19 protein-coding genes and 1 pseudogene are annotated in these 22,267 nt (G+C 61.3%); 14 read left to right on the forward strand and 6 right to left on the reverse strand.

Annotated features, from left to right (window positions below; translation table 11 throughout):
• Positions 1–97: 97 nt before the first annotated feature.
• Entirely contained in the window at positions 98–433 is a 336-nt protein-coding gene (uspB, locus tag HMPREF3138_RS21855; RefSeq protein WP_016930435.1) for a universal stress protein UspB, read from the reverse strand.
• 433 nt (positions 434–866) lie between these two features.
• Here uspB and HMPREF3138_RS21860 point away from each other — a divergent pair, with 433 nt between their 5' ends.
• The 10 genes from HMPREF3138_RS21860 (at position 867) to HMPREF3138_RS21905 (ending at position 12,273) form a co-directional block, all read left to right on the forward strand.
• Entirely contained in the window at positions 867–1,640 is a 774-nt protein-coding gene (locus HMPREF3138_RS21860; protein ID WP_038873835.1) for an SDR family oxidoreductase, read from the forward strand.
• Positions 1,641–1,742: 102 nt separating this feature from the next.
• Complete coding sequence (locus HMPREF3138_RS21865) at positions 1,743–2,651, forward strand: LysR family transcriptional regulator (protein WP_038873838.1); 909 nt, start codon at positions 1,743–1,745, stop codon at positions 2,649–2,651.
• A gap of 267 nt (positions 2,652–2,918) precedes the next feature.
• Positions 2,919–3,356 carry a universal stress protein UspA gene (gene uspA, locus HMPREF3138_RS21870; RefSeq protein WP_004930988.1) on the forward strand — a complete coding sequence of 146 codons (438 nt, stop codon included), beginning with the start codon at positions 2,919–2,921 and terminating at the stop codon, positions 3,354–3,356.
• Between the two features lie 199 nt (positions 3,357–3,555).
• Entirely contained in the window at positions 3,556–4,899 is a 1,344-nt protein-coding gene (gene gdhA / locus HMPREF3138_RS21875) for an NADP-specific glutamate dehydrogenase (protein WP_033649380.1), read from the forward strand.
• A gap of 329 nt (positions 4,900–5,228) precedes the next feature.
• Positions 5,229–6,215 (forward strand): autoinducer 2 ABC transporter substrate-binding protein, encoded by a 987-nt coding sequence (locus HMPREF3138_RS21880; protein WP_033636379.1) that lies wholly within the window; start codon positions 5,229–5,231, stop codon positions 6,213–6,215.
• 105 nt (positions 6,216–6,320) lie between these two features.
• Complete coding sequence (locus HMPREF3138_RS21885) at positions 6,321–7,820, forward strand: sugar ABC transporter ATP-binding protein (protein ID WP_070559334.1); 1,500 nt, start codon at positions 6,321–6,323, stop codon at positions 7,818–7,820.
• Positions 7,813–8,802, forward strand: coding sequence for an ABC transporter permease (locus HMPREF3138_RS21890; RefSeq protein ID WP_070559336.1), 990 nt, complete (start codon positions 7,813–7,815; stop codon positions 8,800–8,802). Before HMPREF3138_RS21885 ends, HMPREF3138_RS21890 begins: the two co-directional genes overlap by 8 nt.
• A gap of 1 nt (position 8,803) precedes the next feature.
• Positions 8,804–9,757 (forward strand): ABC transporter permease, encoded by a 954-nt coding sequence (locus tag HMPREF3138_RS21895; RefSeq protein ID WP_038873845.1) that lies wholly within the window; start codon positions 8,804–8,806, stop codon positions 9,755–9,757.
• 279 nt (positions 9,758–10,036) lie between these two features.
• The gene (locus HMPREF3138_RS21900) at positions 10,037–11,674 is read left to right on the forward strand and encodes an FGGY-family carbohydrate kinase (RefSeq protein WP_038873847.1); all 1,638 of its coding nucleotides are present in this window, start codon (positions 10,037–10,039) and stop codon (positions 11,672–11,674) included.
• Positions 11,674–12,273, forward strand: a complete 600-nt coding sequence (locus HMPREF3138_RS21905) for a KpsF/GutQ family sugar-phosphate isomerase (RefSeq protein ID WP_038873848.1) — start codon at positions 11,674–11,676, stop codon at positions 12,271–12,273. Before HMPREF3138_RS21900 ends, HMPREF3138_RS21905 begins: the two co-directional genes overlap by 1 nt.
• 28 nt (positions 12,274–12,301) lie before the next feature.
• Here HMPREF3138_RS21905 and rsmJ read toward each other — a convergent pair whose 3' ends face one another.
• From rsmJ to HMPREF3138_RS21925, 4 genes are all read right to left on the reverse strand, one after another.
• Entirely contained in the window at positions 12,302–13,048 is a 747-nt protein-coding gene (rsmJ, locus tag HMPREF3138_RS21910) for a 16S rRNA (guanine(1516)-N(2))-methyltransferase RsmJ (RefSeq protein WP_038873850.1), read from the reverse strand.
• Positions 13,049–13,056: 8 nt separating this feature from the next.
• Positions 13,057–15,099 carry an oligopeptidase A gene (gene prlC / locus HMPREF3138_RS21915; protein WP_038873853.1) on the reverse strand — a complete coding sequence of 681 codons (2,043 nt, stop codon included), beginning with the start codon at positions 15,097–15,099 and terminating at the stop codon, positions 13,057–13,059.
• 118 nt (positions 15,100–15,217) lie between these two features.
• The gene (locus HMPREF3138_RS21920) at positions 15,218–15,679 is read right to left on the reverse strand and encodes an HIT family protein (protein ID WP_038873854.1); all 462 of its coding nucleotides are present in this window, start codon (positions 15,677–15,679) and stop codon (positions 15,218–15,220) included.
• Positions 15,680–15,695: 16 nt separating this feature from the next.
• On the reverse strand, positions 15,696–16,100 hold the full coding sequence (locus tag HMPREF3138_RS21925) for an ASCH domain-containing protein (protein WP_038873857.1): 405 nt from the start codon (positions 16,098–16,100) through the stop codon (positions 15,696–15,698).
• Between the two features lie 135 nt (positions 16,101–16,235).
• Here HMPREF3138_RS21925 and HMPREF3138_RS21930 point away from each other — a divergent pair, with 135 nt between their 5' ends.
• The 4 genes from HMPREF3138_RS21930 (at position 16,236) to HMPREF3138_RS21945 (ending at position 20,993) form a co-directional block, all read left to right on the forward strand.
• On the forward strand, positions 16,236–17,078 hold the full coding sequence (locus HMPREF3138_RS21930) for a 23S rRNA (adenine(2030)-N(6))-methyltransferase RlmJ (protein WP_038873859.1): 843 nt from the start codon (positions 16,236–16,238) through the stop codon (positions 17,076–17,078).
• Positions 17,079–17,208: 130 nt separating this feature from the next.
• On the forward strand, positions 17,209–18,561 hold the full coding sequence (gene gorA, locus HMPREF3138_RS21935) for a glutathione-disulfide reductase (RefSeq protein WP_070559338.1): 1,353 nt from the start codon (positions 17,209–17,211) through the stop codon (positions 18,559–18,561).
• 156 nt (positions 18,562–18,717) lie between these two features.
• Positions 18,718–19,212 carry a putative pterin-binding protein gene (locus HMPREF3138_RS21940; RefSeq protein ID WP_033636391.1) on the forward strand — a complete coding sequence of 165 codons (495 nt, stop codon included), beginning with the start codon at positions 18,718–18,720 and terminating at the stop codon, positions 19,210–19,212.
• Positions 19,209–20,993 (forward strand): ATP-binding response regulator, encoded by a 1,785-nt coding sequence (locus HMPREF3138_RS21945; RefSeq protein WP_038873863.1) that lies wholly within the window; start codon positions 19,209–19,211, stop codon positions 20,991–20,993. Before HMPREF3138_RS21940 ends, HMPREF3138_RS21945 begins: the two co-directional genes overlap by 4 nt.
• Here HMPREF3138_RS21945 and HMPREF3138_RS21950 read toward each other — a convergent pair.
• Positions 20,983–21,839, reverse strand: a pseudogene (locus tag HMPREF3138_RS21950) (helix-turn-helix domain-containing protein). The gene HMPREF3138_RS21945 and the pseudogene HMPREF3138_RS21950 overlap by 11 nt on opposite strands.
• Positions 21,840–22,267: the final 428 nt, after the last annotated feature.

Here is a 22,267-nt window from a genome sequence, read left to right on the forward strand (position 1 = left end):
AAAATGTGTCAACGCTATTCAGGACGGGTCAGCATCATGAGAAAGGCGGCCGAAAGGCCGCCTTTTTTTTGCCTGCATCAAGGGAAACAGGAAGGCATTAATACCAAATCATCAGCGCTATCAGGCTGATGACCACCAGGCCGCACAGGGCCGAGGTCAGCATAAACTGCCCGCGCACCCGCTCGCAGCGGCGAATAAACTCCGGATCGTGGTGCTCGACATAGCGTTGCGCAAAGATATAGCGCACCAGCCTCAGCTGCTTGCTGGGTTGCCCGTGGGCGGTGAAGAAACCGCCGCCGTCGACGTATTGGTACAGCAGCGGGTCACAGCCGCGCAATACCACCAGCAGCGCGCGCAGAGAAGAGTAATACCGCACCATGTTTACCACACACACCACACATAAGGCCCAAAACAGCGCGACGGTACTGATCATGATTGCCCCCTCAAGGCGTTGTTATCCGCGGCCATCCGCCGGGTCCAACCGCCCTACCTCATTACCCGATACTCTGCTGGAGCTTACCGCTCTCATCCCCTTTTTTGCCTGCACGGGCCACGCCCATAACCCACCGCCTCCCGAGACGTTACCGCACCGCACAGAGAGATTTGCACAGCGTGGTTCCACTCAGAGGGGAAATGATGAGGCCCATATCCATCATTGTAGGTTAATGAAACGCAAACTGGCCTGATCAGTGGATAAAATTTACCACCCCGCGCCGAAACGCCCTCCGCCGGGGCGGGCTAACGACTAACCGCCGGCCGGTGATTGGTCGGTTTTTCTGGATAGTCTATCCCGCCCCACGCCGCTGATCTTTCCCCCCACGCTGGCTAGACTCAGGTTTCCATTACGCTCATCCAAGGAAACTGTTATGGCAAACCATTCAATCAAGGGAAAAACCGTCCTCATCGCCGGCGGCGCCAAAAACCTCGGCGGGCTGATCGCACGCGATTTGGCTGAACAAGGCGCCAAAGCGGTGGTGATCCACTACAACAGCGCCGCTTCCCAAGCCGAAGCGGAAAAAACCGTCGCCGCCATTCAGGCCGCCGGGGCGCAAGGCGTCGCGCTGCAGGCCGATCTCACCACCGCGGGCGCGGTCGAAAAGCTGTTCGCCGATACGGTCGCCACCGTCGGCAGGCCGGATATCGCCATCAATACCGTCGGCAAAGTGCTGAAAAAGCCGATGGTCGACATCAGCGAAGCCGAGTACGACGAGATGACGGCGGTCAACGCCAAAACCGCGTTCTTCTTCCTGAAAGAGGCGGGCAAACACCTCAACGACAACGGTAAAATCTGCACGCTGGTCACCTCGCTGCTCGGCGCCTTCACGCCGTTTTACGCCGCTTACGCCGGTACCAAAGCGCCGGTGGAACACTTCACCCGCGCCGCCGCCAAGGAGTTCGGCGAACGCGGTATCTCCGTGACGGCGGTCGGCCCCGGCCCGATGGACACCCCGTTCTTCTACCCGGCGGAGGGTGCGGACGCCGTGGCCTACCACAAAACGGCGGCGGCGCTGTCGCCGTTCAGCAAAACCGGCCTGACCGATATCGAAGACGTGGTGCCGTTCATCCGCCACCTGGTCAGCGACGGCTGGTGGGTAACCGGCCAAACCATCCTGATCAACGGCGGCTACACCACCAAATAAGTTCGACGGGGGCACAGATGCCCCCACACCTGCTCGCGCGCAACCGCGCCATGCGGCTACACTCTCTGTCAGAAACGGCGCCAAGGAACAGCAGGTAACGAGATGGACAGATTCAATCAATACCGCGTATTCGTACAGGTGGCGGAAATGGGCAGCTTTATCCGAGCGGCCCATGCGCTGGAGGTGCCGCGCGCCTCGGTGTCCGCCGCCGTGCAACAGCTGGAAACGCAGCTGGGCGTGCGCCTGCTGCACCGCACCACGCGGCAGGTGCGGCTGACCGCCGACGGCGAACAGCTGCTCGAGCGGCTGCGCCCGCTGCTGGCCGAGGTGGAAGACATCGATCAGTCGTTTCAGGCCAGCCAGCGCCAGGCCTCCGGCCGGCTCAGCGTCGACGTACCGAGCCGCATCGCCCGCCGGCTGATCGCGCCGGCGCTGCCCGGCCTGCTGCGGCGCCATCCTCATCTGCAGCTGGTGCTCGGCTCCGCCGATCGCGCCATCGATCTGGTGCAGGAAGGGGTCGACTGCGCGGTGCGCGTCGGCGATCTGCACGACAGCAGCCTGGTAATGCGCCCACTCGGCCATATCGCGCTGATCAACTGCGCCAGCCCCGCTTACCTGGGCGAATTCGGCCACCCGCGCCAGCCCGGCGATCTCGTCGAGGGACACTGGAGCATCGGCTACGCCTCGCCCAAAACCGGCCGCGAATCCCCCTGGGAATACCTGGCCGACGACGGCCATACGCAACGGCTCGAACTGCCCAGCCGGGTGGTGGTCAACAACGCCGAAAGCTATATCGCCTGCTGCCGCGCCGGGCTGGGGCTGATGCAGATCCCGCGCTACGACGTGCAACACCTGCTCGACGCCGGTGAACTGGTGGAAGTCCTGCCCGGTTACCGCGCCGCTTCCATGCCGATCGCCCTGATCTATCCCCATCGCCGCCAGCGATCGCGCCGCCTGGCGGTGTTTCATGAGTGGTTTGAAAGCCTGCTGCAGCCGCATCTGGAGCGCTGATTGCACATTTAGCGCTATACTTTGTTTAATAACGCTTATAATTCAAGCGGTCAGACCGTCAGCATCCGCATAATCCATAGGCTTTTACGCCGCGCGGGTGTACAACGAAAGGTATCGGGCGGAGAGATTTTCGATGCGGCGCAGTGTGATCGCCCCAACATATCATTGCGTTATCCGAATGATACTATGGAACCAAAAGCGCCAGGCGGGTAAACGGAACGCCTGCTAACCCTTTTTAATCGGCATGTTTATGGAAGGAGTATTCTTATGGCTTACAAACACATACTGATCGCGGTGGACCTATCACCGGAAAGCAAGATCCTGGTAGAAAAAGCCGTCTCGATGGCGCGGCCGTACAACGCTAAAGTTTCTCTGATCCACGTCGATGTCAACTATTCCGACCTCTATACCGGCCTTATCGACGTCAATCTCGGCGACATGCAAAAACGCATCTCCGAGGAAACCCATCAGGCGCTGACCGAGCTGTCGCAGAACGCCGGCTACCCGATCACCGAGACCCTGAGCGGCAGCGGCGATCTGGCACAGGTATTGGTTGATGCCATCAAGAAATACGACATGGACCTGGTGCTGTGCGGCCACCACCAGGACTTCTGGAGCAAGCTGATGTCTTCCGCACGCCAGCTGATCAATACCGTGCACATCGATATGCTGATCGTGCCGCTGCGCGATGAAGAAGACGAATAAAGTAAGCACTTGCCAACTTAACTGCCCAACGCCCGCGCCCTGCGGGCGTTTTTCATGCCGCTACGCCGATTAATCGCTTGATAATCAACCGCCCTCCGATGATATAGTCGCTAAAGACACAACATCCTCCCCCGGGCATCGCCTATACCCATATCTATAAGAAATAGCGGGGGAAATTTAATGCGAAAAGGAGTTATCCATGGAATATGCCGTATCGGTAGAGTCTTTCCTGTCCTCGTTACAACGCCATAACCCCCACCAGCCGGAATATTTGCAGGCGGTGCGCGAAGTATTCACCTCGCTGTGGCCGTTTATCGAACGCAACCCGCGCTATCGCGAACAGGCGCTGCTGGAGCGCCTGGTGGAGCCCGAGCGCGTCATTCAGTTCCGCGTCAGCTGGGTGGACGATCGCGGCCAGGTGCAGGTCAACCGCGCCTTCCGCGTACAGTTCAACTCGGCCATCGGCCCCTACAAGGGCGGCATGCGCTTCCACCCGTCGGTAAATCTGTCGATCCTGAAATTCCTCGGTTTTGAGCAGACCTTCAAGAACGCGTTGACCACCCTGCCGATGGGCGGCGGCAAAGGCGGCTCCGATTTCGATCCGAAGGGCAAAAGCCAGGGCGAGATCATGCGATTCTGCCAGGCGCTGATGACCGAGCTGTATCGCCATCTGGGCCCGGACACCGACGTGCCGGCCGGCGATATCGGCGTCGGCGGCCGCGAAGTCGGCTTTATGGCCGGCATGATGAAAAAACTGTCCAACAATACCGCCTGCGTATTTACCGGCAAGGGCCTCTCCTTCGGCGGCAGCCTGATCCGCCCCGAGGCGACCGGCTATGGCCTGGTGTACTTCACCGACGCCATGCTGCAGCGCCACGGCCTGGGCTTTGAGGGCATGCGGGTGGCGGTGTCCGGCTCCGGCAACGTGGCGCAGTACACCATCGAGAAAGCGCTGGAGCTGGACGCGCGCGTGATCACCGTGTCGGATTCCGGCGGCACCCTGGTGGACGAAGACGGCTTCACCACCGAGAAGCTGGCACACCTGGCGGAGATCAAAAACCAACGCTACGGCCGGGTGGCGGACTACGCCCGCGAACGCGGCCTGACGTATCTGGCGGGCCAGCAGCCGTGGAACGTGCCGGTGGATATCGCCCTGCCGTGCGCCACCCAGAACGAACTGGATCTCGAGGCGGCGCAAACGCTGATCCGCAACGGGGTGAAGGCGGTAGCGGAAGGCGCCAACATGCCGACCACCATCCAGGCCACCGACGCCTTCCTCGACGCCGGCGTGCTGTTCGCGCCGGGCAAGGCGGCCAACGCCGGCGGCGTCGCCACCTCGGGGCTGGAGATGGCGCAAAACGCCGCGCGCATCGGCTGGCGGGCAGAGAAAGTGGATGTACGTTTACAACATATCATGGCCGATATTCACCACGCCTGCGTGGAATACGGCGGCGAAGGCAAGCAAACCCACTACGTGCACGGCGCGAATATCGCCGGTTTCGTCAAAGTCGCGGACGCCATGCTGGCGCAGGGCGTGCTGTAATCCGCCTTAAAGGTGATCTTGTTCACACATCGATTAAATGCTTCAATGCCGGCCTCTGCGCCGGCATTTTTTTATGCTTTCACGCCATCCAAATGATGCCAATACGTTAAATAAAAGTTAATAAAAGGTTTTTTATTGCTTATTAATCGGTAGTAAATTTACCACCACTAAATAATTAAACATTTATTTAACACTAAATACGCCATTATTTTACTTAAATGTGCGCAGATCACATTTCATTAACTTCAGCTACGCCCCCTCTTCCATTCCTTTGTAATCTGCAGCGGTGGAAAAACCGCCACCCCTACAGATAAAAAAAGGTACAGCTAATGAAATTTAACCTCGCATTATTAAATGCATGTGTGGTTTCTGCGTGCATGTTATCGACAACACCTGTGTTCGCCGCTGATAAGTATGAGATTGCCGTGGTCGCTAAAGTGACCGGCATTCCGTGGTTCAACCGCATGGAAGTGGGCGTCAACGAAGCGGCGAAAAAACTCGACGTCAACGCCTACCAGACCGGCCCTTCTACGCCGGATCCGGCCGCGCAGGTCAAGGTGATTGAGGATCTGATCGCCAAGAACGTCAACGCCATCATCGTGGTGCCGAACGACGCCAAGGTGCTGGAGCCGGTGCTGAAAAAAGCGCGCGACAAAGGCATCGTGGTGCTGACCCATGAATCCCCGGACCAGCAGATCGGTCAGTGGGACATCGAGACCATCGACAGTGAGAAATACGCGCAGGCCAACGTCGATGAGCTGGCGAAAGACATGGGTGGCAAAGGCGGCTACGCGATCTACGTCGGCTCGCTGACCGTGCCGCTGCACAACGCCTGGGCCGACTCCGCCATCAAATACCAGAAAGAAAAATACCCGGACATGTTTGAAGTCACCTCGCGCCTGCCGGTGGCGGAAAGCATCGACAAATCCTACGCCACCACGCTGGATCTGATGAAAACCTATCCGCAGATGAAGGGCATCATCGGCTTCGGCTCGCTCGGCCCGATCGGCGCCGGCCAGGCGGTGGCCAAGAAACGCGCCAAGGACAAAATCGCGGTGGTGGGCATCGCCATGCCGGCGCAGGCCGCCCCTTACCTGATGCGCGGCGACATCAAGAAAGCGCTGCTGTGGGATCCGAAAGACGCCGGTTATGCGCTGGTGACGGTGGCCGACCAGCTGCTGCAGGGCAAGGAAGTGAACAAAGACCTGTCGATCGAGGGCCTTGGCAAGGCTGACGTCGATATGGAACACAAAGTGATTCGGTTTAATAAGATTTTGGAAGTGACCAAAGACAACGCCCAATCGCTTGGATTCTGATTTTTCGCGTAATTTCGCCACACCGGGAAAGTAGTTAAACCCTCGTAGGGGCGCAGCATTGCTGCGCCCAGGGCTTAGGCCGCTACGCAAGCACAGGTTAACGTTATGACAGCCTCCCCCGCATTTATCACCCTGGAGAATATCAGCAAGCGATTCCCAGGCGTGCTGGCATTAGACCAGATCAACCTGACGCTGAATAAAGGCGAAGTGCACTGCCTGGCCGGGCAAAACGGCTGCGGCAAAAGCACCATCATTAAAATTATCTCCGGCGTCTATCAGCCGGAAAAAGGCGCCAACATTTCGCTGGAAGGCAAACTCTTCCACGCCCTGACGCCACAGCTATCCGGTTATTACGGCATACAGGTGATCTACCAAGACCTGTCGCTGTTCCCCAACCTGACGGTGGCGGAGAACATCGCCATCCACCGTTACCTGCCCGGCGGCCGCTTCTGGGTGCGCAAGCGGGTGATGCGCCAGACGGCGCTCGACGCCATGGCGCGGGTCGGCATACGCATCGATCCCGATAAAAAGGTGGAAAAACTGTCGATCGCCGATCGGCAACTGGTGGCGATTTGCCGCGCCATCGCCGCCGAGGCTCGGTTGGTTATCATGGACGAACCGACCGCCTCGCTGACCCGCCAGGAGGGCGACGGCCTGCTGCGGGGGGTCAACGAGCTGAAGGCGGCCGGCATCTGCGTGGTATTCGTCAGCCACAGATTGGATGAAGTGATGGAAGTCGCCGATCGCATCAGCGTGATGCGCGACGGCAAGCTGGTGGGCACCTGGCCGGCCAGCGAACTGGACAGCCATGAACTGGCGTTCCTGATGACCGGCCAACGCTTCCACTACAGCCCGCTGCCGCCGCTGCCGCCGGCCGAACAGGCGCCGCTGCTCGAGGTGCGCAACCTCAGCCGCGGCGATAAATACCGCAACGTCAATCTGGCGCTACGTGGCGGCGAAATCGTCTCGATCGTCGGCCTGCTCGGCGCCGGCCGCACCGAACTTTGCCTCAGCCTGTTCGGCATGACGCGGCCGGACAGCGGCGAGATCCGCATCGAGGGCCAGGCGGTGCAGCTGCACAACAACCGCGAAGCGGTGCGCCACGGCATCGGCTATGTGTCGGAGGATCGCCTGACGCAGGGGTTGATCATGGAACAATCCATCTACGACAACACCATCGTCACCGTCTTCGATCGGCTGCATACCTCGCTCGGACTGTTGGATCACGTCAAGGCGACCGAGCTGGTCAACCGGCTGATCCGCGATCTGAACATCAAAGTGTCCGACAGCGCGTTGCCGGTGAAAACCCTGTCCGGTGGCAACGCCCAGCGCATCGCCATCGCCAAATGGGTGGCGACCCAGCCGAAGATTCTGATCCTCGACTCGCCCACCGTCGGCGTGGACATCGCCAACAAAGAGGGGATCTACCAGATCGCCCGCGATCTGGCGCAGCTGGGCATGGCGGTGTTGATGATCTGCGACGAGATCCCGGAAGCCTATTACAACAGCCATCGGGTGATGGTGATGCGCAAGGGCGAACTGATCGCCGAATTCGCGCCGCACCAGAGTACCGAGCAACAGATCGCCGAGGTGGTGAATGGATAAGTCATTATTGGCCCGCCTGGCCGGGCGGCACGAGTTTTATCTCGGCCTGTTGGTGCTGCTGCTGACGATCGGCCTGAGCGCCGGCACCGACGAATTTCTGACGCTCGGCAACCTGCCCGACGTCGCCACCAGCTACGCCATTCTCGGCATCCTGGCCTGCGGGCTGTTCGTGGTGCTGATCGCCGGCGGCATCGACATTTCGTTCCCGGCGGTTACCGCCATCGCCCAGTATGTGATGGCCAGCTGGGTGATCCAGCACGGCGGCAGCTTCCCGCTGGCGTTCGCCCTGGCGATTGGCGTCGGCCTGCTGCTCGGGCTGGTGAACGGTTTCCTGGTGTACTGGCTGAAAGTGCCGGCGATCATCATCACCATCGCCACCCTTAACCTGTTCTACGGCCTGCTGGTGTACGCCACTAACGGCACCTGGCTGTACGGCTTCCCGGACTGGTTCATGAACGGCATCAACTGGTTCTCGTTCCAGGGCGCCGACGGCTACGACTACGGCCTGACGCTGCCGCTGCTGTGCCTGCTGGGGACCATCGTCGTCACCGGCGTGCTGATGAACCGCACCCGGCTGGGGCGCCAGATCTACGCGATGGGCGGCAACCGCGACGCGGCGTCGCGCCTGGGGTTGAACCTGCTGCGGCTGCATTTTTGCGTCTACGGCTACATGGGCATTCTGGCCGGCGTCGCGGCGGTGGTGCAGGCGCAGATCACCCAGTCGGTGGCCCCCAACTCGCTGCTTGGCTTCGAGCTGACGGTATTGGCGGCGGTGGTGCTGGGCGGCACCAGCATGAGCGGCGGCCGCGGCTCGTTGACCGGCACCCTGCTCGGCGTGGTGCTGCTGGCCTTCCTGCAAAACGGGCTGACGCTGCTCAGCGTCTCGGCCTATTGGCACCAGGTATTCAGCGGCGCGATCATTTTGATCAGCATCAGCACCACCGCCTGGAACGAAAAACGCAAGCTGCTCAAGGAGATCTGACATGACGCAGTTAACTCGGTTGATCCCAAGCGATCGGATCATTCGCCTGCAGGGCGCGATCATCATCGCGGTGGCGCTGCTCTTCGCCGGGCTGCTCGGATCGCGCTTCTTCAGCCTCGGCAACTTCCAGTCGATCGCCTCGCAGCTGCCGATCCTCGGCCTGCTGGCGCTCGGCATGGGCATCACCATGCTGACCGGCGGCATCAACCTGTCGATCATCGCCGGCGCCAACGCCTGTTCGCTGGTGATGGCGGCGATCATCGTCAGCCATCCCGACCAGCCGCTGTTCCTGGCGCTGGCGCTGTTGGCCGGCCTGCTGGTGGCAGTGGCGATCGGCGCGCTGAACGGCGCGCTGGTGGCCTGGATCGGCGTCTCGCCAATCCTCGCCTCGCTCGGCACCATGACCCTGATCACCGGCCTGAATATCCTGCTGTCCAACGGCGCGGTGATCTCCGGCTTCCCGGCGGCGATTCAATTTCTCGGCAACGGCGCCGTGCTCGGCGTACCGGTGGCGCTGATCCTGTTCCTGCTGGTGGCGGCCGGGCTGTGGCTGCTGCTGGAGCACACCACGCTGGGCCGCAGCCTGTACCTGATCGGCTCTAACGAACAGGCCACCCGCTTCAGCGGCGTGAACACCGCACGGGTGCAGATCGCGGTGTATATCCTGTCGGCGCTGCTCGGCTGGGGCGCCGCCCTGCTGATGATGGCCAAGTTCAACTCGGCCAAGGCCGGCTACGGCGAATCTTATCTGCTGGTGACCATTCTGGCCTCGGTGCTGGGCGGCATTAACCCGGACGGCGGTTTCGGCCGTATTCTGGGGCTGGTGCTGGCGCTGATCGTGCTGCAAATGTTGGAAAGCGGCCTCAATCTGCTGGGGGTCAGCAGCTACCTGACCATGGCCCTGTGGGGCGGCGTGCTGATCCTGTTTATCGCGTTACAGAATCGAAAAGTTTAGGTTGCGCCCCGTCATTGAACGTGGCGCCGACGCAGACCCAAAATTCCGCTATCAAGGCGGAAGGTGCAGGGCATAGCGGGTCTATGTCCAAACCTGACAACGAAGAAATCGGGATTTTGGGGCGCGTCCCTTCGGGCTGGGGCCATTTAAGCGCGCAGCATCGTTATTCACCGCTTATTTGGGCCCACCAAACTTCACGGCTCACGCCTTGCTTCGCGCTTAAATGACCGCCAGCGGCGCTCACGGGCAATGGCGAGGCACAACCTTTAGGAGAAAATAATGGCGAGCTATTTTATTGGCGTAGATGTGGGCACCGGAAGCGCGCGCGCGGGCGTATTCGATCTTAATGGCCGCATGGTCGGCCAGGCCAGCCGGGCCATCGATCTGTACCGGCCGAAGGCGGATTTCGTCGAGCAGTCGTCGGATAACATCTGGCAGGCGGTGTGCAATGCGGTGCGCGACGCGGTCAACCAGGCCGACATCAACCCGATTCAGGTCAAGGGGCTGGGCTTCGACGCCACCTGTTCGCTGGTGGTGCTGGATAAAGAGGGCAAGCCGCTGACCGTCAGCCCCTCCGGCCGCACCGAACAGAACATCATCGTGTGGATGGATCACCGGGCGATCGCCCAGGCCGAGCGCATCAACGCCACCAAACACCGGGTGTTGGACTTCGTCGGCGGCATCATTTCACCGGAGATGCAGACACCGAAACTGCTGTGGCTGAAACAGCACATGCCCACCACCTGGGCCAACGCCGGTTACCTGTTCGATCTGCCGGACTTCCTCACCTGGCGCGCCACCCAGGACGCCACCCGTTCGCTGTGCTCGACGGTGTGCAAGTGGACCTATCTCGGCCACGAACAGCGCTGGGACAAGAGCTACTTCCAGCAGATCGGGCTGGAAGACGTGCTGGAACATGACGCGGCCAAGATCGGCAGCGACGTCAAAATGATGGGCGAGCCGCTGGGCCACGGCCTGACCCAGCGCGCCGCCAGCGAGATGGGGCTGATCGCCGGCACGGCGGTGAGCGTGTCGATCATTGATGCCCACGCCGGCACCCTCGGCACGCTGGGCGCCACCGGCGTCTCCGGCGAGGTGGCCGACTTCAACCGCCGCGTCGCGCTGATCGGCGGCACCTCCACCGGCCATATGGCGATGTCGCGCACCGCACGCTTTATCGGCGGGGTCTGGGGGCCATATTACTCGGCGATCCTGCCGGAATACTGGCTGAACGAGGGCGGCCAGTCCGCCACCGGCGCGCTGATCGACCACGTCATCCAATCGCACCCGTGCTACCCGGAGCTGCTGGCGCAGGCGAAAACCCAGGGGCAGACCATCTATGAGGTGCTGAACGCCATTCTGCGCCGCATGGCCGGCGAGCCGGAGAATATCGCCTTTCTGACGCAGGACATTCATATGCTGCCGTACTTCCACGGCAACCGCTCGCCGCGCGCCAACCCGACGCTGACCGGCATCCTGACCGGGCTGAAGCTGTCGCGCACGCCGGAGGACATGGCGCTGCACTACCTGGCCACCATTCAGGCCATCGCGCTCGGCACCCGCCACATCATCGAAACCATGAACCACAGCGGCTACAGCATCGACACCATCATGGCCAGCGGCGGCGGCACCAAGAACCCGATCTTCGTGCAGGAGCACGCCAACGCCACCGGCTGCGCCATGCTGCTGCCGGAGGAGAGCGAAGCGATGCTGCTGGGCGGCGCAATGATGGGCACCGTGGCGGCGGGCGTGTTCGACACCCTGCCGGAGGCGATGAGCGCCATGAGCCGCATCGGCAAGACGGTCACGCCGCAGACCAACCAGATAAAAAGCTACTACGACCGCAAATACCGGGTATTCCACGAGTTGTACAACGACCACATGAAATACCGCCGGTTGATGCAGGAGGAGGCGTGATGCAGCAGGAATGGCGGCAGGCCGTGCAGGGTTGGCAAACCTACAGCCAGGAGCTGGCGCAGCTGGGCGAGCGCCTCGACGCGCGCACCTGGCAACGGCTGCTGGCGCTGCTGGCCGACTGCCGCGGTAAAATCGCCGTCACCGGCGTCGGCACCTCGGGGATTGCGGCGCGCAAGATAGCCCACATGCTGGCCTGCGTGGAACGGCCGGCGGTCTACCTCGACGCCACCGGCGCGGCACACGGCGATCTGGGTTTTCTGCGCGCCGACGATCTGCTGATCCTGATCTCGCGCGGCGGCAATTCCGACGAGCTGACCCGCCTGCTGCCAACGCTGCAGGCCAAGGGCGTGACGCTGATCGCGGTGACGGAAAACCCGCATTCCGCCATCGCGCAGGCGGCGCAGCTGACGATCGCCACCGGGGTGCAAAAGGAGATAGATGCGCTGAACATGCTGGCCACCACCTCAATTGTGCTGGTGCTGGCGATCTTCGACGCCGCCTGCGCCTGCCTGATGACGCGCAGCGGTTACGACAAGGACACCCTATTGGCGGTGCATCCGGGCGGCAGCGTGGGGAAAAGTTTGCGGGAGGAAAACTGAGGGCCCGACACCGCGGGCCCGGCTGACATTACAGCGGCATGTAGATATCGAAACGGTGGCTTTTGGTCAGCGTGGCGGCGTGCGCCGGCACGTCGGCCAGCGGCGGCGCGTAGTCCGGGCGTTTCACCACCACGCGCTTGGTCGCCAGGCGGCGCGCCGGCTCCAGCAGGCCGTCGGCGTCATCGTCGCTGCCCACCAGCGATTGAAACACCCGCATCTCTTTCTTCACCAGCGCGCTTTTTTGCTTGTGCGGGAACATCGGATCGAGATACACCACCTCGGGGTGCGGGCTGAGATCCGCCAGCGCCGTCAGGCTGGAGGCGTGCAGCAGCGTCAGACGCTCGCGCAGCCACGGGCCGATTTCCGCATCCTGATAGCCGCGCTGCAGGCCGTCGTCCAGCAACGCCGCCACCACCGGATTGCGCTCCAGCATCCGCACCCGGCAGCCCAGCGCCGCCAGCACGAAGGCGTCGCGCCCCAGCCCGGCGGTAGCGTCCACCACGTCCGGCAGATAGCTGCCCTTGATGCCGACCGCTTTGGCCACCGCCTCGCCGCGGCCGCCGCCGAAGCGGCGCCGGTGCGCCATGGTACCGGTGACGAAATCGACGTAGATCCCGCCGAGCTTCGGCTCGTCGCGCTTGCGCAGCTCCAGCCGCTGCGGGGTCAGTACCAGCGCCATCGGCGCGTCGTCGTCGGACGTCAGCTGCCAGCGCTGCGCCAAAACAGACAAGGCGCCGGGATCGGCGCCTGCTTCACACAATAAACACACGCTCACGTGTCGGGTTATCCTTTAATGCCGTAATGGCGCAGCATAGCATCCAGCTGCGGCTCGCGGCCACGGAAGCGTTTGAACAGCGCCATCGGCTCTTCCGAACCGCCGCGCGACAGGATGTTGTCGAGGAAGGATTTGCCGGTTTCGGCGTTGAAAATCCCCTCTTCTTCGAAGCGCGAGTAGGCGTCGGCCGACAGCACTTCCGCCCACAGGTAGCTGTAGTAACCCGCCGCGTAGCCGCCGGCGAAGATGTGGCTGAAGGCGTGCGGGAAGCGGCCCCAGCTTGGCGAAGGCACCACCGCCACCATTTTCTTCACTTCCGCCAGCGTCGGTAGGATCTGCGCCCCTTTTTCCGGGCTGTATTCGAAGTGCATGCGGAAATCGAACAGGCCGAACTCCAGCTGGCGCAGGATGAACAGCGCCGCCTGGTAATTCTTGGCCGCCAGCAGCTTGTCGAGCATGGCCTTCGGCAGCGGCTCGCCGCTCTGGTAGTGGCCCGAGATAAACGCCAGCGCTTCCGGCTCCCAGCACCAGTTTTCCATAAACTGGCTCGGCAGTTCGACCGCATCCCACGGCACCCCGTTGATGCCGGAGACGCCGGCGGTATCGATCTGCGTCAGCATGTGGTGCAGACCGTGGCCGAACTCGTGGAACAGCGTGGTCACTTCGTTATGGGTGAACAGCGCCGGCTGGTCGCCCAGCGGGCGGTTGAAGTTGCAGGTCAGGTAAGCAACCGGTTTTTGCAGCGTGCCGTCGGCCTTGCGCAGGCTGCCGACGCAGTCGTCCATCCAGGCGCCGCCGCGTTTGTTTTCGCGGGCGTACAGATCGAGGTAGAAGCTGCCGCGCAGCTCGCCGTTAACGTCGAACAGATCGAAGAAGCGCACGTCCGGATGCCAGGTCTCCACGTCTTTACGCTCTTTGGCGGTGATGCCGTAGATGCGTTTCACCACTTCGAACAGCCCTTCCACCACCCGCTGTTCCGGGAAGTACGGGCGCAGCTGCTCGTCGCTGATGGAGAACAGGTGCTGCTTCTGTTTTTCGCCGTAATAGGTGATGTCCCAGGCTTCGAGCTCGTCCACGCCATAGTGCTGTTTGGCGAAGGCGCGCAGCTGCGCCAGCTCCTGCTCGGCCTGCGGGCGGGCGCGCTTGGCCAGATCGCTCAGGAAGCCGATCACCTGCTCCGGGCTCTCCGCCATTTTGGTCGCCAGCGACTTGTCGGCGTAGGTATCGAAGCCCAGCAGCTGAGCCAGCTCGTGGCGCAGCGCCAGCGTTTCCGCCATCACTTCGCTGTTGTCCCATTTACCGGCGTTCGGCCCCTGATCGGAGGCGCGGGTGGCGAAGGCGCGGTACATCTCCTCGCGCAGCGCGCGGTTGTCGGCGTAGGTCAACACCGGCAGGTAGCTCGGCATGTCCAGCGTCAGCAGCCAGCCGTCTTGCTCTTTGGCCTGCGCCATCGCCTGTGCCTGCGCCAGGGCGCTCTCCGGCAGGCCGCTCAGCTCGGCTTCGTCGGTAATCAGTTTGCTCCAGCCCATGGTGGCGTCGAGCACGTTGTTGCTGTAGGTGGAACCCAGTTCGGACAGGCGCGCGACGATCTCGCCGTAGCGCTGCTGTTTATCCGCCGACAGGCCGATGCCCGACAGTTCGAAATCGCGCAGCGCGTTGTCCACCGCCTTGCGCTGCGGCACGCTCAGCGCCTCGAACGCCGCACCCTCTTTCAGGCTGCGATAGGCCTGGTACAGCCCTTCGTGCTGGCCAACCCAGGTGCCGTATTCGGACAGCAGCGGCAGCGCCTGTTCATAGGCGGCGCGCAGCTCCGGGCTGTTTTTCACCGAGTTCAGGTGCCCGATCGGCGACCAGATGCGCGACAGGCGATCGTCCGACTCCGCCAGCGGCTGACACAGATTGTCCCAGGTGAACGGCCCCGGCTGCGCGACCACGCGCTCTACCGCGGCGCGGCAGTCCGCCAGCGCGGATTGCACCGCAGGCACGATATCTTCAGGGCGGATCGCCGAGAACGGCGGCAGGGAAAACGGGGTCAGCAACGGATTTGTCATAGGGCAGTCCTGATTAGCGTTGGGGCCCGCCACGGGGGCGAGCCTTAAAATGCGTATGAATCTCTAACATGGAGCCAGACAACAGGAAAATCAATGCCCAGCGTTGATCGTTCGTGCCTTAAACGGCGCTTTGGCGGATGCGGGCGGCCAGCGCCGCCAGCCGATCGTCGTCGGCGCGCGCGGCGTCGTGGGAGGAGATATAGCCCTCGTAACGTTCGAAAAACTTCGGCGAGGTCGATTCGATCGGCCGCCACTGATCCAGCGACGCGGTGCCGTGCAGCGGGATCAGTTTGGCGTGCACATGATCGACGCCGTAGCCCTCGAACACCATGCCGCAACGGCCGACGTCGTCGAATGCGCGGTCCAGCTGCTTCGCCACCCGCTTGGTCGCCAGCATCAGCGCACTCAACACCTCGTCCGGCAGGTCAAAGGCGTAGCTCGGGTGGTGCGCCTTGGGGATCACCACGCTGAAGCCGTCGGTGTTGGGAAAGATGGACAGGAAGGCCAGATGGTCGTCGTCTTCCCAGATTTTATGGCACGGCGCCTTGCCCGCCACGATGTCGCAAAAAATGCAGCTCATCCTTTCTCCTTGTGATTCACAGCGTTTCAACCCGTTCGAACTCTTCGAACACCAGCCACATGTCCGGCGCAAAAGTGCCCTCGCGGGTAAAGAACGCCTGATGCCCCTCGCGCCAAAACGCCAGGCTTTTGTCGCCTTCGCCCTCTTTGGCCGCCATCTCGGCGGTCACCTGGTCGTAGCGCACCAGGCGCAGCGCCAAGGTTTTGATCACGCAGGCCGGTTCGCCGCGGCCGTCGAGAATAATGCTATCGTCGCCGATCATCGGCATTTGCTCCCGGCGATAGCTCGCATAGGAGCTGCAGGTGGCGGTCTTTTCCCCGCTCAGCACCAACTGCAGCAGTTCGTCGGCCAACTCGGGGCCATCGCCGAACGCCCAGCGCGCCGCGTCGGGGTAGTTCGCCAAAATCGCCTGTTTGCTCATCGTCCTGTCCCTTTCTGTGAACGTCTGCGGCAACGGAGTCCAGTTTTTCCCGGCCAGACAGTTTATACTGTGCAGATTATAAGCCTTATTGCATTGAATGCTCCGTCTGCGGAGCACAAGGAATCGCCACCCGTCATGTTAAGTTATCGCCACAGTTTCCACGCCGGCAACCACGCCGACGTGCTCAAGCACACCGTTCAGAGCCTGATCATCGAGTCGCTGAAGGAAAAAGAGAAGCCGTTCCTGTATCTGGATACCCACTCGGGCGCGGGCCGTTATCAGCTCAGCGGCGAACACGCCGAGCGCACCGGCGAATACCTGGAAGGCATCGGCTTGCTGTGGCAGCGCGACGATCTGCCGGAAGAGCTGTCGGCCTACATGAGCGTGGTGCACAACTTCAACCGTTCCGGCACGCTGCGCTACTACCCCGGTTCGCCGCTGATCGCCCGCCAGCTGCTGCGCCCGCAGGACAAAATTCACCTGACCGAGCTGCACCCGAGCGACTACCCGCTGCTGCGCAGCGAGTTCCAGAAAGACGAACGCGCCAAAGTGCAGCGCGCCGACGGCTATCAGCAGCTGAAATCCCAGCTGCCGCCCCTGTCGCGCCGCGGCCTGATCCTGATGGACCCGCCGTATGAAATGAAGACCGATTACCAGGACGTGGTCAAAGGCATTCAGGAAGGCTACAAGCGTTTCGCCACCGGCACTTACGCGCTGTGGTACCCGGTGGTGATGCGCCAGCAGATCAAACGCATGCTGCGCGATCTGGAAGCCACCGGCATTCGCCGCATTCTGCAGATCGAACTGGCGGTGAAACCCGACAGCGATCAGCGCGGCATGACCGCCTCCGGCATGATCGTCATCAACCCACCGTGGAAGCTGGAACAGCAGATGAAAAACGTGCTGCCGTGGCTGCACAAAGCGTTGGTGCCGTCGGGCATCGGCCACCATCTGGTGAACTGGGTGGTACCGGAATAATCCCCGGCAGGGCGCGGTTCGCCGCGCCCTGCGTCCACCTATCGCAGCCATCGACGCAATCTTTGCGACAAACCCCGGTCAGGCGTTAAACTCTTACCCTCTTCAAATTCACAACTCATGGAAATCCCAGATGACGAAACATTACGATTATCTAGCAATTGGCGGCGGCAGCGGCGGTATCGCATCGATCAACCGGGCAGCCATGTACGGCCAAAAGTGTGCGCTGATTGAAGCCAAAGAGCTGGGCGGCACCTGTGTAAACGTGGGTTGTGTACCGAAAAAAGTCATGTGGCACGCGGCGCAGATCGCCGAGGCCATCCATCAGTACGGCCCGGACTACGGCTTCGACACCACCGTCAACGCCTTCGACTGGAAGAAGCTGGTCGCCAACCGCACCGCCTATATCGACCGCATCCACAACTCCTACGACAACGTGCTGGGCAAGAACAAGGTCGACGTGATCAAAGGCTTCGCGCGCTTCGTGGATGCACACACCGTGGAAGTGAACGGCGAGACCATCACCGCCGACCACATCCTGATCGCCACCGGCGGCCGCCCGAGCCACCCGGCGATTCCGGGTGCGGAATACGGCATCGACTCCGACGGCTTCTTTGAGCTGGACGCCATGCCTAAGCGCGTCGCCGTCGTCGGCGCCGGCTATATCGCCGTGGAGATCGCCGGCGTGCTGAACGCGCTGGGCGCGGAAACGCACCTGTTCGTGCGCAAGCACGCACCGCTGCGCAGCTTCGATCCGATGATCGTCGAAACCCTGGTGGAAGTGATGAACACCGAAGGGCCGAGCCTGCACACCGAATCGGTGCCGAAAGCGATCGTCAAGAACGCCGACGGCAGCCTGACGCTGCAGCTGGAAAACGGCAAGGCATTCACCGTCGACTGCCTGATCTGGGCCATCGGCCGCGAACCGGCGACCGACAACCTGAACCTCGGCGTTACCGGGGGGAAGACCAACGAGCAAGGCTACATTGACGTCGATAAGTTCCAGAACACCAACGTCAAAGGCATCTACGCGGTGGGCGACAACACCGGCGCGGTAGAGCTGACCCCGGTCGCCGTGGCCGCCGGCCGCCGCCTGTCCGAGCGCCTGTTCAACAACAAGCCGGACGAGCACCTGGATTACAGCAACATCGCCACCGTGGTGTTCAGCCACCCGCCGATCGGCACCGTCGGCCTGACCGAACCGGAAGCCATCGAGAAGTTCGGGGCGGACAACGTGAAGGTGTACAAATCCTCCTTCACCGCCATGTACAGCGCCGTGACGCAGCACCGTCAGCCGTGCCGCATGAAGCTGGTGTGCGCGGGTAAGGAAGAGAAGATCGTCGGCCTGCACGGCATCGGCTTCGGCATGGATGAAATCCTGCAGGGCTTCGCGGTAGCGGTGAAGATGGGCGCCACCAAGAAGGACTTCGACAACACCGTGGCGATCCACCCGACCGCGGCGGAAGAGTTCGTTACCATGCGCTAACCGCTGCGGTTAGCCCATTCTCAGGCCGGTAAACACCGGCCTGTTCTTTTTGTGCGGTTTACTATTCCCTTCGCACCCGCCTGCTTTTTCTGCCATTATTCTGCCTGATAAATTAGCGGGACTGATACAACCTCCCCGCGCCTCTGGAGAACACCGATGCTGTTCAAACTATGCAAAACCCTTGCGATGGCCTGCGTGGCCCTGATTATCGCCCAGAGCAGCGCGCTCAGCTTTACCCTGGAAGTGGCGGGCAAGATCGACAACGTGACCGACCCGGTCAACAAAAGCTATCTGTTCACCGATAAGCAGCTGTTGGCAATGCCGGTGCGCAGCATCACCACCTCCACGTCCTGGACGCCACAGAGAAAATTCGAAGGGATTTCGGTGGCCGATATCCTGGAGCGCGTCGGCGCCAAGGGCGAGACGCTGACCTTCTACGCGCTGAACGATTATTACATCGACGTGCCGCTGTCCGACGTCAAAAAGTACAACATGATCCTGGCCTACAAGATGGACGGGGAAATGCTGAAGCTCAGAAACTTCGGCCCGCTGTTCCTGGTTTACCCGCGCGACGCCGCCGGGCCTGAACTGAACTCGCCGTTGTACAACTCGCGCTTTATCTGGCAAGTCGACAGGATCGTGATCAAATGAAGCTGACGACCTTTAAGAACGGCAGCAGGCTGGCGATCCCGGCCATCTTCGCCGCGCTGTTTCTGGTGGCGTCGACCGTCACGCTCTATTACTACAGCGCCACCCTGTCGAAGAAAGGGCTGTATGCCATCGCCGGCACGCAGGAGAACTACTCGTGGTCGATCGCCAAGTTCTCCATCAAGCTGGCGGAATTCGACACCTTCGTCGAGCAGCAGAGCCACGCTCCGCAGGTCGACAACGACAATCTGCGGCTGCGGTTCGAAATCCTCTATTCGCGCTTTTACGTGCTGGAAACCGTCTCCGAATCGACCCAGCCGCTGTACGCCGAGCCGGGTTACCCGGAAGTGGTCAAACAGATGCGCCTGCAGATGGATCGCATCGATAAGCTGTTGGACAGCCCGACAATCGACTTCGACCAGGTTTTCGCGGCCATGAAGGCCATCAAGCCTTACGCCATCGAAATGGCCAACCTGACCGACCACGCCGAGGTGAAGCAGCGCACCGCCGCCTATGAGGACTATATCGAGAAACGGCACATCATTTTCTATGGGCTGGTGATCGTCATGTTCTCGGTGATTGCGCTGATCGCCATCACCCTGATCGTGTTCCGTCAGCAGCGGCTGACCATTCGCCAGCAGGCCAAAGCGATCGAGGCGGAGAAAGCGACCCGCACCAAAAACGCCTTCCTCGGCGCCATCGGCCACGAGCTGCGCACCTCATTGCAGAGCGTGATGTCGGCCATCGACGTGCTGGTGAACACCCGGGTGTCGGCGGAGCATGCGGACACTTTCCAGCGGCTGGAGACCGCCGCGCAGCAAATCGAAAGCCAGATGAAAGATCTGACCGACTATGCGCACCTCGACAGCGGCATGATGGAATTGCGCATCGTGCCGTTCGACGCGCAGAAGCTGATCGCGGAGACCGCCAACGAAATCGCCACCCTGACCCGTAAAGAGCAGGTCAAACTCAGCTGCGAGGTGGAGTGCAGCCACCTGCTGGTGCACTCCGATCCGCTGCGCATCCGGCAGATTATCGTCAACCTGCTGACCAACGCCTACAAATACACCGAAAGCGGCAGCATCACGCTGCACAGCTGCCTGCGCCGCCAACCGGGCGGCAGTTCGTTGATCATCGAAGTGACCGACACCGGCATCGGTATCGAAAAAGACCAGCTCGATCAGATCTTCAAACCCTTTACCCAGTTGGATCAGTCGCATACCAAGCAGTATGCCGGCGTGGGGATGGGGCTGGCGATCGTGCACGGCCTGGTGACGTTGCTCGACGGCACCATCACGGTGTACAGCGAAATCAAGAAGGGCAGCACCTTTATCGTCAGCATTCCGGTGCAGATCAGTGAAGACGAACGTGCCGACGAGCCCGCCGCCGCCAATGCCTCTCTGCAGCAGAAGCCGCAGCAGGTCCTGGTGGTGGATGACAACAAGTCGGTGGGTGACGCCTTTGCGGCGCTATTGGACAAGCTGGGCTATCAGCACGAACTGTGCGACTCGCCGGAGCGCGCGCTGCAGAAGCTGCTCAGACGCCCTTACGACGCGCTGTTGCTGGATCTGCAGATGCCGGGCATCGACGGGGCCGCCCTGGCCAGGCAGCTGCGCAACCGTCGCGGCCCCAACCGCCATGTGCCGATCATCGGCATCAGCGCCTACACGCCGGAGCAGCTGACGGCGGACCAGCGCGCCCTGTTCGACAACTACCTGATGAAGCCGGTCCGGCTGGATGCGCTGTCGAGCGCGCTGGCCGAGGTGTTCCCCGCTAAAGATTAAAACAGCGTTGCAGTGCGGCTTCGATCAAACGACATGGAGCCGCACCGGCTTTTCATAAGGGCCGAGCACGTCGTACTCGCGCATCGCCTGAGCGATTTCCGACTCGCGTCGGTCGGTCCCCAGCTCGCCGGTCAGCACCAGTACCGGCGCATCCGGGTTATCGGAGGCGCGGATGGTGGCGATACAGCGATCCGCCGTTTCCTCACCGATCAGCCAGTCCACCACGTAGCCGTCGAACAGGCTTTGCTGCAATGCCTGACAGAAGCTGTCGACGTCGTAAAACGCCACCGCGTTAAAGCCGCAGCCGCCGAGATACTTGGCCAGCTCATCGGCCGCCTGATGCGAATCGTCCAATACCGCGATGCTCAGCCGCTCGTCGTCGCCGAAGCCGGGCCGGATTTCGATCAGATCGACGCCGTAACGCGGGCCTGCCGGCGCCTCATCGGCGCGATAGATATGCCACTGCCCTTCCACGCGCAGCGCCACAAACTCCGCCGGCCGCCCGGCAGCAAGCTCGTCGCCGATGTGCCCGACGCAAGGTATCGCCACCCCCGCCACGACAAAGATGGCATCGCGCGCCATGTTTGGCTCGGGCGTCTCGTGTTCGGCGCTCAAATCGGCGATCGCCGCCGGCGTTTCTCCCAGCGCGGCCGCGACGCTGTTGATCTGCTCCAGCGTCCAGGGGCTTTGCCCTTTCAGTTTGCGGTGCGCATGTGAAAAACTCAGATCCAAGATGCGGCTGAGCTCTCGGGCATGCTGACGTTTTCCAATCCCGTAATGTAAAAACAGCTCCCTGACCCGATTGGCAATCGACTGTGAATCGAATTTTTGGTGATTGTTATCCATTTGTTCCTTCGATTTTTTTTACTGATTTATCAGTCGTTTTGATTATTTCTACTGAAAAAGCCACATCTAAAACTAGCATCTCATGCAATTATGCGTTAAAAACGTTGCTTGACATACCATGTTGCATCGTCAAACATGGTATCAAAAGAGACATACAGCAATACACTATAAAAAATAACACCAGCACGTTTTTTAATAATAACCATAGTAACACCAGGGAAAATTTGTTCCGTTGCCGCTACTGAGACGATGAGCACATCGCTCGGACTGCACAAGCAAAACGGGGCTTGAGCCTTTAGCGCTAATCTGTTTTACCCACTTTTGAGCCGGGATCCGTCAGGGTCCCGGTTTTTTATTGCCCTGGCGCCGCGCCATCATACGGACTCACCCCGCAGCCGCAAGTAAAAGACCACCTCCTGAGGAGGTGG

The organism is Serratia sp. HMSC15F11 (genome assembly GCF_001808215.1).
GTDB lineage: Bacteria > Pseudomonadota > Gammaproteobacteria > Enterobacterales > Enterobacteriaceae > Serratia > Serratia nevei.

What these genes read in the sequence shown, in the direction of transcription:
- HMPREF3138_RS21895 (WP_038873845.1), top strand. Translation starts at nt 8,804, where the DNA reads ATGACGCAGTTAACTCGGTTGATCCCAAGCGATCGGATCATTCGCCTG.
- HMPREF3138_RS21860 (WP_038873835.1), top strand. Translation starts at nt 867, where the DNA reads ATGGCAAACCATTCAATCAAGGGAAAAACCGTCCTCATCGCCGGCGGC.
- HMPREF3138_RS21890 (WP_070559336.1), top strand. Translation starts at nt 7,813, where the DNA reads ATGGATAAGTCATTATTGGCCCGCCTGGCCGGGCGGCACGAGTTTTAT.
- HMPREF3138_RS21925 (WP_038873857.1), bottom strand. Translation starts at nt 16,100, where the DNA reads ATGAGCAAACAGGCGATTTTGGCGAACTACCCCGACGCGGCGCGCTGG.
- HMPREF3138_RS21940 (WP_033636391.1), top strand. Translation starts at nt 18,718, where the DNA reads ATGCTGTTCAAACTATGCAAAACCCTTGCGATGGCCTGCGTGGCCCTG.
- uspA (WP_004930988.1), top strand. Translation starts at nt 2,919, where the DNA reads ATGGCTTACAAACACATACTGATCGCGGTGGACCTATCACCGGAAAGC.
- HMPREF3138_RS21865 (WP_038873838.1), top strand. Translation starts at nt 1,743, where the DNA reads ATGGACAGATTCAATCAATACCGCGTATTCGTACAGGTGGCGGAAATG.
- HMPREF3138_RS21900 (WP_038873847.1), top strand. Translation starts at nt 10,037, where the DNA reads ATGGCGAGCTATTTTATTGGCGTAGATGTGGGCACCGGAAGCGCGCGC.
- HMPREF3138_RS21945 (WP_038873863.1), top strand. Translation starts at nt 19,209, where the DNA reads ATGAAGCTGACGACCTTTAAGAACGGCAGCAGGCTGGCGATCCCGGCC.
- HMPREF3138_RS21885 (WP_070559334.1), top strand. Translation starts at nt 6,321, where the DNA reads ATGACAGCCTCCCCCGCATTTATCACCCTGGAGAATATCAGCAAGCGA.
- prlC (WP_038873853.1), bottom strand. Translation starts at nt 15,099, where the DNA reads ATGACAAATCCGTTGCTGACCCCGTTTTCCCTGCCGCCGTTCTCGGCG.
- uspB (WP_016930435.1), bottom strand. Translation starts at nt 433, where the DNA reads ATGATCAGTACCGTCGCGCTGTTTTGGGCCTTATGTGTGGTGTGTGTG.
- gorA (WP_070559338.1), top strand. Translation starts at nt 17,209, where the DNA reads ATGACGAAACATTACGATTATCTAGCAATTGGCGGCGGCAGCGGCGGT.
- HMPREF3138_RS21880 (WP_033636379.1), top strand. Translation starts at nt 5,229, where the DNA reads ATGAAATTTAACCTCGCATTATTAAATGCATGTGTGGTTTCTGCGTGC.
- gdhA (WP_033649380.1), top strand. Translation starts at nt 3,556, where the DNA reads ATGGAATATGCCGTATCGGTAGAGTCTTTCCTGTCCTCGTTACAACGC.
- HMPREF3138_RS21930 (WP_038873859.1), top strand. Translation starts at nt 16,236, where the DNA reads ATGTTAAGTTATCGCCACAGTTTCCACGCCGGCAACCACGCCGACGTG.
- HMPREF3138_RS21905 (WP_038873848.1), top strand. Translation starts at nt 11,674, where the DNA reads ATGCAGCAGGAATGGCGGCAGGCCGTGCAGGGTTGGCAAACCTACAGC.
- HMPREF3138_RS21920 (WP_038873854.1), bottom strand. Translation starts at nt 15,679, where the DNA reads ATGAGCTGCATTTTTTGCGACATCGTGGCGGGCAAGGCGCCGTGCCAT.